Raw genomic sequence first — 14883 nt, 5'->3', positions numbered from 1 at the left:
GGACCCACCAGTGCGCCCACGGATACCACTCCCCACCCTGCTGGCCGGCCTCGTCGCCGGCTGCTGCGCCGCCGCCACGCTGCTGCCCGCCGCGGCCGCCTTCGCCGCCCCGGCCGCTTCCGCCGCCTCCGACCCGGCCGCCTCCGGGTCGAGCGCCCGGCCCGCGGCCGGCGCCCCGGCGGCCGACCCGGGCTCCGCCCTGCCGAAGCCGCTCGGCGCCTTCCTCACGGTCGACCCGGCCGAGCAGTCCCGTGCGGCCGAGGAACCCGCCCCCGTCGCCAAGCCGCTGCCCCCGGCGCTGCTCGGGCAGCTCGTGATGGGCCAGCCGGCCGGCACCGCCGTGCAGACCGCGCAGCGCCCGGCCGGGCCGAAGACGTCCCCGGTCAAGCAGCCCCTCGCCGCCCGCGGTGCCGCCGCCGCGGCCGCCACCGCGCAGAGCTGCACCCCGGCCGACTTCGGCAGTCGCAGCGGGGCCGACCTGGTCTCCTTCCTGGAGGCCTCGACCCCGGACTGCGTCAACACGCTGTTCAACGTCACCGGCACGGACGCGGGCGCCGTCTTCAAGGAAGCGAAGATGCTCACCGTCGCCAACGCCTTCCAGAACGCGGCGGGCGGCTACACCGGCGACAACTCGACCGGCATCCTGCAACTCGTGCTCTTCCAGCGGGCCGGCTGGTACGTGCAGTCGAACAACGCGGGGGCGGTCGGCCCGTACGACGCGGCCCTGACCGGCGCCTCCAAGGCCGCCCTGGACGCGTTCTTCGCCGCGCCGCACCGCACCGACGTGAGCGACGGCAACGGCACCGTGCTCAACGAGGTCCTGGTGCTCACCGACAGCGCCAACCTCCAGGGCAGCTACCTGGGCGTCTACAAGCAGGTGCTGACGTCGTACGACAACTCGTACAACGCCTTCCCGAAGATGCTCAAGGCGGTCAACGCGGTGCTCTCCGCTCCGCTGTGGCGGGGCAACTGGAACCCCGACTTCGTCAGCGCGGTCGGCGCCGACCCGAGCATCGGCGCCACCCTGGGCGACTTTGCCCTGAACCACGAGGACCTGCTCGGCACCGCCAACGCCTACCTGGACGTCAACGCGGGCAACGACCTCGGCCGGATGGCCGGCGACGGCCCGGCGGTCGAGGCCGCGGTCAAGGGCAAGGTCAAGGCCGTCCTCGACGGCGCCCGGATCACCGGCGCCACCGGCCCGCTGTACGTCCACACCGCGTACCAGGCCAACAGCTTCGACCCCGGCCAGTGCTCGTACTACGGCACCTGCGACCTGCCGGCCAAGCTGACCGCCGCGGTGCTGCCGAACCAGCTGGTCTGCGACAACCGCACCATCCTGACCGAGGCGCTCCCGCCCGCCGACCTGTCCGCGGTCTGCGCCAGCCTGCGCGGCGAGGACACCTTCTTCCACAAGCTGGTGAAGGACAACGGGCCGATCCCCGGCCAGTACGACAAGGAGCTGACCCTCGCGGTCTTCGCCAACCAGGCCGACTACCTGACGTACTCCTGGGCGATCTTCAACAACTCCACCGACAACGGCGGACAGACCGTCATGGACCCGACCGACCCGAACAACCGGGCCGTGTGCGTGATGTACCAGAAGTCCTGGAACGACGGCTTCACCGCCAACGTGTGGAACCTCAACCACGAGTACACCCACTACCTGGACAACATCTACGACCTCAAGGGCAACTTCTCCACCGAGATCTCCGTCCCGGACATCTGGTGGATCGAGGGCGTCGCCGAGTACGAGTCCTACGCCTACCGCGGCACCACCGACACCCAGGCGATGGCCGAGGCCGCCAAACACACGTACAAGCTGAGCACGATCTTCCAGAACACGTACGGCAATTCGGACACCGTGCGCACCTACCCGTGGGGCTACCTGGCGGTCCGGTACATGTTCGAGAAGCACCCGGCCGACATCGACTCCGTGCTCGCGCACTTCCGCACCGGTGACTACCAGGGCGGCTACGCGGTCTACAACGGGATCGGCACCGGCTACGACGCCGACTTCGACGCCTGGCTCGACGCCTGCGCCGGCGGCGCCTGCTACGCGGCCGGCCCGACCGCGCTGTTCGGCCAGACCGTGAACGGCCCGACCGTCACCCTGACCGACAAGTCCGTCCAGACCGGCCCCGGCCGGATCACCGCCTGGCACTGGACCTTCGGCGACGGCGGCTCGTCCGACCAGCAGAACCCGAGCCACACCTACGCGGCCGCCGGCACCTACACGGTCGCGCTGACCGTCACCGACGACACCGGCAGGACCGCCAGCACCCCGACCTCCGTCACCGTGACCACTGGCGGAGGCGGCGGCCCCACCACCCCGCCGGCCTGCACCGACCCGCGCACCGACGCGCTCGGCAAGAACTGCTCGCGGGCCGGTCTGGCGGCGACCGCCGGCAATCTGGACTACCTGTACGTCTACCTGCCGGCCGGCACCAGCACCCTGAGGATCACCACCTCCGGGGGCACCGGCACCGCCTCCCTGTACTACAACGAGAGCACCTGGGCCTCGCCGAGCGCGTACACCGCCTCGTCCACCAACCCGGGTACCACCCAGAGCATCACGGTGACCAACCCGACGGCGGGCTACCGCTACGTGAGCCTCTACGCGAACACCGACTTCAGCGGGGTGACCGTCAGCACCCAGTTCTGATCCGCCTCCCTTCCGGCGTGGGCCGGGTCCGTGGCAGCCGCCGCGGGCCCGGCCGTCGGCGTCCCGGTGACGGCGAGGTTGCGCGGGGGCGTGCGGCAGGTGTGCGGGCGGTGTGCGCGCGCCCTTGTTGTGCTAGCACTTGAGCGCTAGCTTGAGCGGCATGGGTAAGAAGCAGCTGAACGTGCGGGTCGACGCCACGACCGCCGAGATGGCCCGGGAACGGGCGGAGCAGCAGGGGATCTCCATGAACCAGTACATCGAGCGCCTGGTCCAACAGGACATGGGCGAGTCCGGGCGGGCCTTCGTGGACGCGGCCGCGCAGTTCATGAAGGAGTACGAGTCGGCCTTCCTCGCCGAGTTCGGGGAGCCCGGCGACCTCCAGGACGTGCGCCGTTGAAGCTGGAGGTCGACCTCTCGTGGCTGCTCATGACCGCCGAGCAGTACACCCCCGGTGACCCGCAGGTCACCGACTACGGCTCGCTGCTCGCGGCCGTCACCCGCCACCAGGCCGAGATATTCGACATCGCGGTCTACCCCGAACCACAGGACCGCGCCGCCGCGCTGATGCACCAGCTGATCCGGGTGCCCGCCCTGGAGAAGACCAACGAACTCTTCGCGACCGCCGTCGCCTACGCCTACCTGGTCGCCAGCGGCTGCACCATCGCCACCACCGCCCGCGAGGTGCGCAGCCTCTCCCGGGCCATCCGCGAGGGGCGGCTCGGGGTGTCGGGCGTCGCCGAGCGGCTGGCGGCCTGGATGGTGGACGAGGCGGAAGGGGAGGAGGTCACCGGGGCGGACGAGGAGGACGAGGACGACGACTGATCGGCGCCGTCCTCGGCCGGGTCCCCGAGGCACCGGGCGGGCTGCTGCCGGGTGGCGGGCTGCTACTGGGCGGCGGGTTCCTGCTGGGCGGCGGGTTCCGCGATCAGGGCCGTCGCGAAGGTGCGGAAGCCGGCCCGGCGGTAGATCCGGGCGACGTCCTCGTCGGCGGCGGACAGGAACACCGTCCGAACCCCGTTCGCCCGGGCGTGCGCGACCAGCGCCGCGGTGACCGCCAGGCCCAGCCCGCGGCGGCGCGCGGACGGGAGCGTGCCCACCCCGGCCACCTCGGTGACCGGGCCCACCGGGTTGTGCTGGCCCGCGCACAGGGCCGTGCCGTCCTCCAGGGCCGCGGCCAGCACGGTGGTGCCGGCGGCGATCCGCCGGGCGACCTGCTCCGCCGTGCCGGTGGCCGTCAGCTCCGCCGCGGCCGTGGCGAGCTCGGCCGTGCCGGTCGGGCCGACGGCGGTGCCCGGATCGCCGAAGGCCAGGTGCGGGACGGCGAGCGCGACCGCCAGTTCCGGCGCGTCCGGCGCCAGCACCCGGACCTCCACCGGCTCCGGCAGCTCGGGCGCCGGGGCCGCTTCGTCCTGCGGGCCCAGCACCAGCAGCGGGTGCTCGTGCACCGTCAGGCCCGCCGCCTCGACCGCCGCGCGCAGCTCCGGGGTCTGCTCGGCCACCCACTCGAAGGCCTCCGGCACGCCCAGCTCCCGCTGCCGCTCCAGCACCCGGCGGACGTCCTCGGCGGTGGCGGCCGGGCCGCCGTGGCCGAGGGCCGGGCGGGCGTAGTACGGCCAGCCGCCCCCGTCGCGGACGAACAGGGTCAGCGGTCCGAAGTCCTCGGTGCGGGCGGCGCTGCGCGGCACGGCGTCGTAGTAGCGCTCGATCTCGTCGAGCAGGGGGCGGTCGGGAACATGATCATCAGGGGTCACGGCGTGCATCCAAGCAGGGGCTGCGGCGCGGTGCCACCGGATTTCCGGGGCACGTCCCGGGGTCCCCCGACGCCGCCCCCGGGCGCCCCTCGACGGCTCCCCGAGGGCCCTCGCCGCCTCCCCGGGGCCCGATTGTTGCCGAACGCTTACCCGCTCGCGGCGATCTTGTGCGAACAGAGCGTGCATGCTGAAGCCTTTACAGCTCTGCCGAGGGGGACGGCGGACGTCTGCACTAGGCGAAGCAAGGGGGAAGACAGGCCCATGAGGCTCTGCTTTCTGGTGGAGGAACACTACCGGCACGACGGCATGCCGCTCGACGTGGCACGCCAACTCACGGCGTGGGGACACCGGGTGGACGTGCTGCGCCCCGGGGACTCGCTGCTGGCGATCTCCGAGGAGGTCCGGGCCGGCAGCCACGACGCCTGGGTGCTCAAGACCGTGTCCGGCGGGCCCGGGCTGACCCTGCTGGAGTCGGCCGCCGCCGTCGGCCTCACCACGGTGAACGACGTGCGCTCGATCCGCGGGGTCCGGGACAAGGCGCTCGCCGCGGTCATCGGCCGCACCCGCGGGCTGCCCGTCCCGGTGACGTACGCGGCCGCGCGCTGGGAACGGCTGGCGGAGATCCCGGCCGCCGAGTACCCGCTCGTGGTCAAGCCCGCCGACGGCAGCTCCGGGCGTGCCGTCCGGCTGGTGCGCAGCCCCGACCAGCTGCTGGAGGTCGGGCCGGAGCTGGCGGGGGAGGGGCTGCTGATCGCCCAGCCGTACGTGCCCAACTCCGGGACCGACCTCAAGGTGTACTGCGTCGACGGCGAGCTCTTCGCCACAGAACGTTCCTCCCCGCTGCACCCGGGGCAGGGCGTGCGCGAACGGCAGGTGCCGCTGCCGGGGAGCGTCGCGCGGATCGTGGCGCAGGTCGGCGAGGTGTTCGGGCTGGACCTGTACGGGGTCGACGTGCTGCTGGGGCCGGACGGGCCGGTGGTGGTGGACGTCAACGACTTCCCGAGTTTCCGGCAGGTGCCGGACGCGGTGGCCCGGGTCTCCCGGGCGGTGCTGCGGCTCGCGCGCAGCGGGACGGCCGTGTCGGTGCCCGGCGGGCCGGTCGAGCTGGTGCCCGCGGGCGGCGACCCCTACGGTCAACGCGGCTTCGGCGAGGGGGAGTTGCTGTGAAGGTCGGACTGATCACCGGCGACCCGGGGCATCCGGTGCTGGCATCGGCGGCCGAACTGCTGGTGCGCCGGGGGCACGAGGTGGCGGTCGTCCCGCCCGCCGGGCCCGTGACCGGGCTCCCCGACGTCTGCCTGCTCAAGGCCCGCACGCCTCAGGCGCTGGCGCTGGCAGAGGAGTTGGAGCGGCGGGGCGTGCCGGTGGTCAACTCGGCGGCGGCCACCGAGCTGTGCCAGGACCGGGTGCGGATGGCCGACCTCGCCCGCGCCGCCGGGCTGCCCTTCGCCGCCACGGACGCGGCCGGACGCCTGGGCGAACTCGCCGATCCGGCCTATCCGTTCGTGGTCAAGAGCCGGCACAGCAGGCGGCACGACCTGGTCGCCCGGGTGGACGGCCCGGCCCGGTTGCGCGAACTCGCCGAGCGCTGGCCCGAGGAGCCGGTCGTCACGCAGCCGTTCGTCCCGGGGACGGGTTGGGACCAGAAGCTGTGGGTGGTCGACGGACAGGTGTTCGCGGCCCGGCGGCAGTCCGAGCTCGCCACCGGCACGGGGAAGTCGGGGCGGGCGGAGGACTGGCAGCCGTCCGCCGGGCGGGCCGCGCTCGCGCTGCGCGTCGGCGAGGTGTTCGGGCTCGACGTGTACGGGGTCGACCTGCTCGACGGGCCCGCCGAGCCGGTCATCGTGGACGTCAACGCCTTTCCCGGAGTGCGCGGCCGCCCCGGCGCGCCGGAGGCGCTGGTGGCGCTGGCGCTGCGGGTCGGGGCGCGGCGGGGGCCGGTGCTCGCGGGGCAGGACCGCGCGCGGCGGGGCCCCGCCGGGCGGGCGCTCGCAGGACTCGGGAGGGGCGTGGGGTAGGGCCGGCGGGCGTGGCCGGGGCGTGGGGTGGGGCCGGCGGGCGTGGCGGGGCGTGGGTCCGTCGGCACTGGGCCGGGGCGGCGGCCCGGGGCGCGGGTCCGTCGGGGTCGTTAGGCTGGCTGGCGCCCCGACCGGCCGGGGCGTACGGCGAGAGAAGACGGAACCTTGCTCCAGGACATCGAGCGCTACCTGGCCTGCCCGCACTGCGCGCAGGCCCTCACCCGGCACGACCGCAGCCTGCGCTGCCCGGCCGGGCACAGCTTCGACCTCGCCAAGCAGGGCTACGTCAGCCTCCTCGCCGGCGACGCCCACACCGGCACCGGGGACACCGCCGAGATGGTCGCGGCCCGCGCGGACTTCCTCGCCGCCGGGCACTACCGGCCGATCGCCGAGGCGCTGGCGGGGGCGGCCTCCGCCGTCGTCGCCGGTGAGCCCGGCGGCCTGGTCGCCGATCTCGGCGCCGGCACCGGCCACTACCTGGCGCACGTCCTGGACGCCCTGCCCGGCACGGTCGGCGCGGCCCTGGACATCTCCAAGTTCGCGCTGCGCCGCGCCGCCAGGGCGCACCCCCGGATCGGCGCCGTGGTGTGCGACGCCTGGCGCCCGCTGCCGCTGCGGGACGCCTCGGCCGAGCTGATGCTCAACGTGTTCGCCCCGCGCAACGGGCCCGAGATCCGCCGGGTGCTGCGCCCCGGCGGCACCTTGCTGCTGGTCTCGCCGACCGCCCGCCACCTGCGCGAACTCGTCGACGCACTGGGCCTGTTGTCGGTGGACGAGGAGAAGCAGCGGCGGATCGACGAGAAGCTCGGACCGTACCTGGAGCCCGCCGGGCGGCGGGAGGTCGAGTTCACCCTGCGGCTCGGTCCGCAGGACGTGCGCACCGTCGTCGGCATGGGTCCGAGCGCCTGGCACACCGATCCGGATCGGCTCGGTGCCGCGCTCGCGGAGCTGCCGGAGCCGGTCGAGGTGACGGCCTCGGTGACGGTGGCCGCGTACCGGCGCTGAGCGCCACGTTGGGATGAATCTGCCGCGCAGGCACGTTTCTTCCGGTCGGCCTGCGGCTAACGTCCGACAGGTGAACCGCGACGCCACCAGGCCCGCAGGGCCGTCCCACCTCCGAACGGGCGCCCCACGGCCCGACCGGCCGCCCGTGCCGCGCCCCACAGTCGAGGAGCTCCGGCTCACCTCGTTCAAGTCCTACCGGCGCGCGGTGCTGCCGCTCGCGCCCCTCACCGTGCTGCACGGGCCCGCCGGGGTCGGCAAGTCCAACGCCCTCGACGCGCTGGCCGTGCTCTCCCGGCTCGCCCTCGGCGAGGAGATCGCCGACTCGCTGGACGGGCTGCCCGACCGCACCGGTCCGCTCGCCGAGCCCGTCCGCGGAGGCCTGGACGGGTGCGTGCCGCACGGGCGGGACGCGATCATCCTCGGCTGCACCGTCCGCTCGCCGCACGGCCTGATCCGGCTCGACGTGGTGATCCGCACCGACGGCCCGGTCCGGATCGCCCGGGAGTCGCTCACCCTCGACGGCCGGACCCTGATGGACACCGGGGAGCAGGACGTCCGCAACCGGCGGGTCAACGTCTGCTGGCACAACGACACCCGCCAGGGCGACATCCGGGCGCCGTTCCCCAGCGGCACGATGATCACCGCGCAGCTGCCGCTGCGGGTCGCGGGCTCGTCGGCCGGCGAGTGCCTCGTCCTCGCCGCCACCGAGGACCTGCTCACGGCGCTGCGCGAGGTCTTCCCGCTGCACCCCGTCCCCGCACTGATGCGCGGCTGGGCCCGGGCCGACCCGCAGGCCCGGCTGCGCGGCAACGCCGCCAACGTCTCCGCCGTCGTGGCCCGGCTGAGCAACGAATGCCCGCGCCGGTACGGGCAGCTGCTGCGCGCGGTGCAGTCCGCCGCGCCGCACCCGCTGCTCGGGCTCACCCTGGCCGAGCGGGAGAGTGCGGGCGTGCGGAAGGTCCTCGCCGTCTTCGACGAGGGCGTCCTCGGGCGCACCGGGGCCGACCAGGCCTCCGACGGCATGCTGCGCTACCTCGCCTTCGCCGCGGTGCTGCTGACCGGGGCCGGGGTGCTCGACCTCGACGTGGCCGCCGAGGTGCCCTGGGCGCACCGGCAGCTCATCGTGCTGGCCGAGGACCTGGGCGCGGGGCTCTCCGCGGAGCAGGCCGCCACGCTGCTGCGGCTGGCCCGGGACATGGCGGAGCGCCGCCAGCTGCGGGTGGTCGCGGCCCTGCAGGAGCCGGCGGCGGCGCGGGAGGTGCTGGGCGGCACGCCCGGGGGCGGGATGGTGCTGGTGGAGTGCCGGCGGGATCCCGACTCGGGGTTCACGGTGCTGCGGACGGAGACGGCGCGGGTGCCGGTCCAGGGCGGGCGCGGGGAGGCGGCCGGGGAGGCGATCGGGGAGGCCCGGGGTGGGGCCGACGAGGGGGCCGCAGCGGGCGCGGGCCGGTCGGCGGCGGGGTCGACGGAGGGGCCGGCGGAGCCGTCGGCGAGGTCATCGGCAGGGGCGCCGGCAGGGGCGTCGGTGGGGCCGGAGGGGCCGGCCGGGCTCGCGGGAGCTCCGGCCGGCAGCGGGGCGTTTCCGGTGGACGGTGGGGCGGCGGGTCTTGATGCGGTAGACCTGGAGGGGTGAGCGAACGAGTGACGGGGCCGGCGGAGCCCACCGTCGAGGCCTTGCGGCAGCGGCTGGTGGACTTCGCGGCGGCCCGGCGGTGGGAGCCCTTCCACACCCCGAAGAACCTGGCGGCGGCGCTGAGCGTGGAGGCGGGGGAGCTGCTGGAGATCTTCCAGTGGCTGACGCCCGAGCAGGCCGGCGCGGTGATGTCCGACCCGGACCGCGCGCACCGGGTGCACGACGAGGTCGCGGACGTGCTGGCGTACCTGCTGCAGTTCTGCACCGCGGTCGGGGTGGATCCGCTGGAGGCCCTGGCAGCCAAGATCGAGCGGAACGAACTCCGCTTCCCGGTACCGGAGGGTGCGGGCGCCGATGGTGAACATGCGATCGCCGGTGGTGAAAACGCGGTCGGCGCCGGTGAAAATGTGCTCGGCGTCAACTCGGACGTAGGCGATCAACCCTTGTGAGGGAAGGAATTCATCCACAGCCCCCGACTTTTCCACAGCTTCTGAGATCGTGGATGCGCGTCCGCGCTCTTCCTCGCACGCTTTCGCCGTGACCAGCCGTCGCCCCTCGGACCGCCCCTCCCGGCGGCCCGGGCCGACGGCGACAGCGAGCGAGGGGAGCGGTGGCCATGGAGGCGCTGCGACTGATCAAGACGGCCCGGCACGCCCTGGCCGAGGCCAGGCACGTACCGGACGTGCTGGCCGAGGCGCGGCAGGCCGCGCTGCTCACCGAGGCGGTGGGCGCCAGGCTGGCGGAGTCGGAGGACGAGGAGCTGACCGGGCTGGGGCAGCAACTGTCCGAGGCCGGGGCGCACGCGGCGGTCTGCCTGGACCGCTCCGTCGTCCGGGCCGCCCTGGTGAGCGGGGGCCGGGCCGCGCGGCTCACGGACCTGGGGGACTTGGCGCCGGCCCTGGGGGCGCTGGACGGATTGCTCCGGGACGTCGGCGAGACGCTGGTGGTGCTCGCCTGCGGGGCGGACACCGAGAGCCTCTACTGGACGTGCATCGACGGTGTGGACGCGGTGTCGGAGTGCAAGGACCTCACCGTACGGCTGCGTGAGGCGGCGGTCCGGGCCGGGGAGGCGCAGCCCGCGGCGCTCGGTGGGGCCGAGCGGGAGCGGGAGCAGGTCGGCGGCGGGGCGCCGTTACTGGTGGTCAGGCTCGGCCCGCCGGGCGACACCGGTCCGTCGGGCGGTGGCGGTGGCGGTGGAGGTGCCGCGAGCCGCGGCGGCTCGCCCTCCGGCGGCGGCCCGCCCGGTGAGGGCGGGCCGACCGAGGAGGAACCGGTGGATGGCTACCGGGTGCCCTGCGTGTCCGAGGTCCCGGAGGTGTCCGTGCCGGTCGGATAGGCGGTGGAGTCGGCGCTCCCGGGGGCGGAGCCCTGGAGTTCGGCGAGGTCCGCGGAGACGGAGGCGAGCAGTTCCTGCATCTGCTCCAGCAGGCTCTTGGGGCTGGCGGGTCCGGCCGAGGTGCCGTCGGCCGAGCCCGTCGGGCTGCTCGGGAACTGCGGCGTGGCAGATGGTTCGGACATGACGGTACCTCTTCGCATCGGTGGTGCGGTGTGGAGCGGCCGACGGTGGCTCGGGCCGCACGGCGGGAGGTGGCAGTCGCCCGCCACCGGGGCACCCACCCCCGCCGTAGCACCCAACGAACCGCTCCGGACGCCGTCACCCGGACACCACCCGATGCGGTCCAACTCCGCTGCGGGGTAAGCCTCCCGGGTGAGCCGGGGTTGCCGTCGCGGTGCCGCCTCGGCTAGGCGTGGAACGGCCCCCGGGTGCGTTGCGGAGCGGGCCCCGGGCGTCGCGGAGCGGGGATGCGATCGATGATGCGGAGCGCGGCGTGGTCGACATGCCCGGAAAGGAGCCGGGGACGAACCGGGACGACCAGGGGGAGAACCCACCCCTTGCCACTCTCAACGTATAGCGCACGGGGGGTCTTGCGGCAAGGCCCCCGTGCTGGCGCACAATCGCAGGCCTCAGATCGGAGCTGATGCCATGAACAGCCGGACCACCAGTGCGTTCGACCTTCCCGCCCGCCTCGCCGCCAAGGCCGACCCGGCACTGATCGGCGAGGACGAGCGGCACTTCGCGGCCGTCGCGGAGAGCCTGGAAGCGGCGATCACTGGCCTGTCCGCCCGCCTCGACGCGCTGCGCCGCGCGCCGGGCGGCCTCGGCCGGGAGGCGATGGACCGGGACATCGAGGTGCACAGGCTGACCGGTCGGCTGCGCGCCCTGCGCCGCTTCGGCCTGGACCTGTGCCTCGGCCGGGTCGTCCTCGCCGACGACCCGGAGCCGGTGTACATCGGGCGGCTCGGCCTCACCGACAGCGCGGGCCGACGGCTGCTGGTCGACTGGCGCTCGCCCGCGGCCGAGCCGTTCTTCGCGGCCACCCACGCCGATCCGATGGGCCTGGTGAGCCGGCGCCGGTACCGCTGGACCGGTGGCCGGATCGCCGACTACTGGGACGAGGTGTTCACCGCCGAGGCCCTGGAGGGGCACGCGGCGCTGGACGACCAGTCCGCGTTCATCGCCGGCCTGGGCGGCGGCCGGTCGGCCCGGATGCGGGACGTGCTGGCCACCATCCAGACCGACCAGGACGCCATCATCCGGGCCGGCTCCCGGGGTGCCCTGGTGGTGGACGGCGGCCCGGGCACCGGCAAGACGGTCGTCGCCCTGCACCGCTCCGCGTACCTGCTCTACTCCGACCCCCGGCTCGGCCACCGGCGGGGCGGCGTGCTGTTCGTCGGCCCGCACCAGCCCTACCTGGCCTACGTCGCCGACGTCCTGCCGAGCCTCGGCGAGGAGGGGGTGCGCACCTGCACCGTGCGGGACCTGGTCGCCGAAGGGGCGAAGGCCGGGGCCGAGGCCGACCCGGAGGCGGCCCGGCTGAAGTCCTCGGCCGACATGGTGAGGGCGATCGAGAAGGCCGTCCGGTTCTACGAGGAGCCGCCCACCGAGGGGCTGGAGGTCACCACCCACTGGGCTGACCTCTGGCTGAGCGCCGAGGACTGGTCCGACGCGTTCGACGCGCCGGACCCGGGCACCCCGCACAACGAGGCCCGCGAGCAGATCTGGGAGGAGCTGGCCACGATCCTGATGCACAAGCTGGACGAGGACGAGGGGGTCTCGCCCGAGCTGTTCCGCCGGTCGCTGCGGCAGGACCGGGAGCTGGTCGAGACGCTCAACCGGGCCTGGCCGCTGCTCGACGCGGCCGAGTTGGTCGGCGACCTCTGGTCGGTGCCCGCCTACCTGCGGATGTGCGCGCCCTGGCTCGCACCCGAGGACGTCCGCAGGCTCCAGCGCAAGGACGCGCCCCAGGCCTGGACGGTGTCCGACCTGCCGCTCCTGGACGCGGCCCGGCAGCGGCTGGGCGATCCGGAGGCGGACCGGCGCCGGCACCGGCGGGAGGCCGCGGCCGCCGCCGAGCGCGCGCGGATGGCCGACGTCATCGGCGACCTGCTGCAGGCCGACGACGACGGCGAGGGCGCGGTGACGATGCTGCGCGGCCGCGACCTCCAGGACACCCTGGTCGACGAAACGGCCCTGCCCGTCGCCGACCCGGAACCGCTCGCCGGGCCGTTCGCGCACATCGTGGTGGACGAGGCCCAGGAGCTGACCGACGCCGAGTGGCAGATGCTGCTGCTGCGCTGCCCGTCCCGGAGCTTCACCATCGTCGGGGACCGGGCGCAGGCCAGGCACGGTTTCACGGAGTCCTGGCAGGAGCGGTTGGAGCGGATCGGGCTCGACCGGACCACGGTGGCCTCGCTGAGCATCAACTACCGGACACCGGAGGAGGTCATGGCCGAGGCCGAGCCCGCGATCCGGGCCGCGCTGCCGGACGCCAACGTGCCGACCTCCGTCCGCAGCAGCGGCATTCCCGTCGTGCACGGGTCGGTGGCGGAGCTGGACGCCGTCCTGGACGGCTGGCTCGCCGACCATGCCGAGGGGATCGCCTGTGTGATCGGCGCCCCCGGGTTCGAGGCGCGGCCGCGGGTCCGGTCGCTGACCCCGGAGCTGTCCAAGGGACTCGAGTTCGACCTGGTCGTCCTGGTGGATCCGGAGGCGTTCGGCGGTGGGGTCGAGGGCGCGGTCGACCGCTATGTCGCGATGACCAGGGCGACCCAGCGGCTGGTGGTCCTCAGGAGTTCGTGAGCCGGCGGCGGCGAAGGGAGCGGGTTGCGGAAGGAGGGAGCGGCTGGGCCGGAACGCGCATCGCCCGGTCGGGTGACGCGAGTGTCGGGCGACGGCTGAGGGAGGCCGGACTGGGGCGATGGACGAGGAGAAACCGCTGGCGTCGTGGGCGGCCGGGCGGGAGCAACGGCTGCGGCCGGTCGGGCAGTTGTGGGCCGTACGGCTGATGGACGGGCGGCCGCGGGGCGCCCATGTGGCGCCGGGCGAACCGAGGCTGATCGTGCGCCGGGACGGCTACCAGTGGCTGCCGGAGACGGTGGCCGAGGACTATGCCGCCGCTCAGCGGATCCTCCACGGCATCGAGGGCGGCGGCGTACCGCGGCCCGGTCGCTCGGTGCGGCTGCCGAGGAAGGCGCCGGGGCGCCACCGCAAGCCCTGAGGTCCGCACGGGTGGGCCGCTCCACCCGCGGCCGGATCCCACCCGCGGCCGGACGCCGGGGACGGGAACGGACGCCGGGGACGGGAATGGAACCCGTGGCGCGAGCGGGCCCGGATCGCGAGCGGGACCGGATCGCAAGCGGCCCCGGGACGCGAGCGGGGCCCGGCGCCGCCCGGCGCCGGACCCCGACAGTCGCTGCCCGCAGGTCAGTTGTGGGCGTGCAGGTCTGCGTTCAGGCCGCCCCAGGAGCCGGAGCGGGCGATGACCTCGACCGCGCCGCTCTGCGAGTTGCGGCGGAACAGCAGGTTGTCCTGGCCGGACAGCTCGACGGCCTTGGCCACCGTGCCGTCCGGGGTGGTGACCCGGGTGCCGGCGGTCACGTACAGGCCGGCCTCGACCACGCAGTCGCTGCCGAGCGAGATGCCGATGCCCGCGTTGGCGCCGAGCAGGCAGCGCTCGCCGACCGAGACGACCTGCTTGCCGCCGCCGGACAGGGTGCCCATGATCGAGGCGCCGCCGCCGATGTCGCTGTGGTCGCCGACGACGACGCCCGCGCTGATCCGGCCCTCGACCATGGAGGTGCCCAGGGTGCCGGCGTTGAAGTTGACGAAGCCCTCGTGCATCACGGTGGTGCCGACGGCCAGGTGAGCGCCGAGCCGGACGCGGTCGGCGTGGGCGATGCGCACACCGGTCGGGGCGACGTAGTCGGTCATCCGCGGGAACTTGTCGATCCCGTACACGGCCAGCTGGCCGCCCTGGGCGCGCACGGACAGGCGGGCCTGCTCGACCTTGTCCACCGGGACGGGGCCGATGCTGGTCCACGCGACGTTGGCCAGCAGGCCGAAGACGCCGTCCAGGTTCTGGCCGTGCGGCTTGACCAGGCGGTGGCTGAGCAGGTGCAGCCGCAGGTACACGTCGTGGGTGTCGAGCGGCTTCTCGTCCAGCGAGGCGATGGTGGTGCGCACAGCGACCACCTCGACGCCACGGCGCGCGTCGGCGCGCAGCGCCTCGGCCGCGCCGGCGCCGAGCTCGGCCTCGGCCTGCTCGGCGGTCAGGCGGACGGTGCCGGCCGGGCCGGGCTCGGCGGCCAGCACGGGGGCGGGGAACCAGGTGTCGAGGACGGTGCCGTCGGCGGCGATGGTGGCCAGACCGGCGGCCACGGCGCCGTTCGCCGGGGAGGTGGATTCGAGCGAGGTGGATTCAGCAGTCACACCGTGCACGTTAACCAATGCGGGGCCCCGGTGCCGAACAC

The 14883-nt window shown here is 74.5% G+C and carries 14 protein-coding genes; 11 read left to right on the top strand and 3 right to left on the bottom strand.

The window, feature by feature from the left end; genetic code table 11:
- The first annotated feature begins 10 nt into the window (after window positions 1-10).
- The 3 genes from ACFVVA_RS38505 (at window position 11) to ACFVVA_RS38495 (ending at window position 3487) form a co-directional block, all read left to right on the top strand.
- Window positions 11-2665 (top strand): collagenase, encoded by a 2655-nt coding sequence (locus ACFVVA_RS38505; RefSeq protein WP_387695364.1) that lies wholly within the window; start codon window positions 11-13, stop codon window positions 2663-2665.
- Window positions 2666-2825: 160 nt separating this feature from the next.
- Entirely contained in the window at window positions 2826-3062 is a 237-nt protein-coding gene (locus ACFVVA_RS38500) for a toxin-antitoxin system HicB family antitoxin (RefSeq protein WP_049659744.1), read from the top strand.
- Window positions 3059-3487, top strand: a complete 429-nt coding sequence (locus ACFVVA_RS38495; protein ID WP_359909922.1) for a fic family toxin-antitoxin system, toxin component — start codon at window positions 3059-3061, stop codon at window positions 3485-3487. Before ACFVVA_RS38500 ends, ACFVVA_RS38495 begins: the two co-directional genes overlap by 4 nt.
- Window positions 3488-3549: 62 nt before the next feature.
- Here the strand turns inward: ACFVVA_RS38495 and ACFVVA_RS38490 are convergent, their stop codons facing one another.
- Window positions 3550-4416, bottom strand: a complete 867-nt coding sequence (locus ACFVVA_RS38490) for a GNAT family N-acetyltransferase (protein ID WP_387695363.1) — start codon at window positions 4414-4416, stop codon at window positions 3550-3552.
- 261 nt (window positions 4417-4677) lie between these two features.
- On the opposite strand from ACFVVA_RS38490, the gene ACFVVA_RS38485 reads away from it, so the two are divergent.
- The 6 genes from ACFVVA_RS38485 (at window position 4678) to ACFVVA_RS38460 (ending at window position 10408) form a co-directional block, all read left to right on the top strand.
- Entirely contained in the window at window positions 4678-5583 is a 906-nt protein-coding gene (locus tag ACFVVA_RS38485) for a RimK family alpha-L-glutamate ligase (protein ID WP_387695362.1), read from the top strand.
- Window positions 5580-6434, top strand: coding sequence for a RimK family alpha-L-glutamate ligase (locus tag ACFVVA_RS38480; protein WP_387695361.1), 855 nt, complete (start codon window positions 5580-5582; stop codon window positions 6432-6434). Before ACFVVA_RS38485 ends, ACFVVA_RS38480 begins: the two co-directional genes overlap by 4 nt.
- A gap of 165 nt (window positions 6435-6599) precedes the next feature.
- Window positions 6600-7439 carry a putative RNA methyltransferase gene (locus tag ACFVVA_RS38475; RefSeq protein WP_387695360.1) on the top strand — a complete coding sequence of 280 codons (840 nt, stop codon included), beginning with the start codon at window positions 6600-6602 and terminating at the stop codon, window positions 7437-7439.
- Window positions 7440-7584: 145 nt separating this feature from the next.
- A complete protein-coding gene (locus tag ACFVVA_RS38470; protein ID WP_387695358.1) occupies window positions 7585-9072 on the top strand; it encodes an AAA family ATPase in 1488 nt (495 codons plus the stop codon).
- 8 nt (window positions 9073-9080) lie between these two features.
- Window positions 9081-9521 (top strand): nucleotide pyrophosphohydrolase, encoded by a 441-nt coding sequence (locus tag ACFVVA_RS38465; RefSeq protein WP_387695367.1) that lies wholly within the window; start codon window positions 9081-9083, stop codon window positions 9519-9521.
- A gap of 167 nt (window positions 9522-9688) precedes the next feature.
- Window positions 9689-10408 (top strand): DUF6099 family protein, encoded by a 720-nt coding sequence (locus ACFVVA_RS38460; protein WP_387695357.1) that lies wholly within the window; start codon window positions 9689-9691, stop codon window positions 10406-10408.
- On the opposite strand, the gene ACFVVA_RS38455 is transcribed toward ACFVVA_RS38460, so the two are convergent.
- Window positions 10354-10590, bottom strand: coding sequence for a hypothetical protein (locus tag ACFVVA_RS38455; RefSeq protein ID WP_387695356.1), 237 nt, complete (start codon window positions 10588-10590; stop codon window positions 10354-10356). The genes ACFVVA_RS38460 and ACFVVA_RS38455 overlap by 55 nt on opposite strands.
- A gap of 466 nt (window positions 10591-11056) precedes the next feature.
- Here ACFVVA_RS38455 and helR point away from each other — a divergent pair, with 466 nt between their 5' ends.
- Entirely contained in the window at window positions 11057-13213 is a 2157-nt protein-coding gene (helR, locus tag ACFVVA_RS38450) for an RNA polymerase recycling motor ATPase HelR (RefSeq protein ID WP_387695355.1), read from the top strand.
- A 118-nt stretch (window positions 13214-13331) separates the two neighbouring features.
- On the top strand, window positions 13332-13631 hold the full coding sequence (locus ACFVVA_RS38445; RefSeq protein WP_387695354.1) for a DUF6087 family protein: 300 nt from the start codon (window positions 13332-13334) through the stop codon (window positions 13629-13631).
- 206 nt (window positions 13632-13837) lie between these two features.
- On the opposite strand, the gene dapD is transcribed toward ACFVVA_RS38445, so the two are convergent.
- Window positions 13838-14842, bottom strand: a complete 1005-nt coding sequence (gene dapD, locus ACFVVA_RS38440) for a 2,3,4,5-tetrahydropyridine-2,6-dicarboxylate N-succinyltransferase (protein ID WP_387695353.1) — start codon at window positions 14840-14842, stop codon at window positions 13838-13840.
- Window positions 14843-14883 lie beyond the last annotated feature (41 nt).

Origin of the sequence: Kitasatospora sp. NPDC058048, from assembly GCF_042885555.1 — a bacterium.
Taxonomy (GTDB): domain Bacteria; phylum Actinomycetota; class Actinomycetes; order Streptomycetales; family Streptomycetaceae; genus Kitasatospora; species Kitasatospora lactacystinica.
This window is presented reverse-complemented; position numbering and strand designations above follow the sequence as displayed.

Coding starts and splice junctions, on each gene's coding strand:
- ACFVVA_RS38500 (WP_049659744.1), top strand. CDS start 2,826: ATGGGTAAGAAGCAGCTGAACGTGCGGGTCGACGCCACGACCGCCGAG.
- ACFVVA_RS38455 (WP_387695356.1), bottom strand. CDS start 10,590: ATGTCCGAACCATCTGCCACGCCGCAGTTCCCGAGCAGCCCGACGGGC.
- helR (WP_387695355.1), top strand. CDS start 11,057: ATGAACAGCCGGACCACCAGTGCGTTCGACCTTCCCGCCCGCCTCGCC.
- ACFVVA_RS38485 (WP_387695362.1), top strand. CDS start 4,678: ATGAGGCTCTGCTTTCTGGTGGAGGAACACTACCGGCACGACGGCATG.
- ACFVVA_RS38445 (WP_387695354.1), top strand. CDS start 13,332: ATGGACGAGGAGAAACCGCTGGCGTCGTGGGCGGCCGGGCGGGAGCAA.
- ACFVVA_RS38460 (WP_387695357.1), top strand. CDS start 9,689: ATGGAGGCGCTGCGACTGATCAAGACGGCCCGGCACGCCCTGGCCGAG.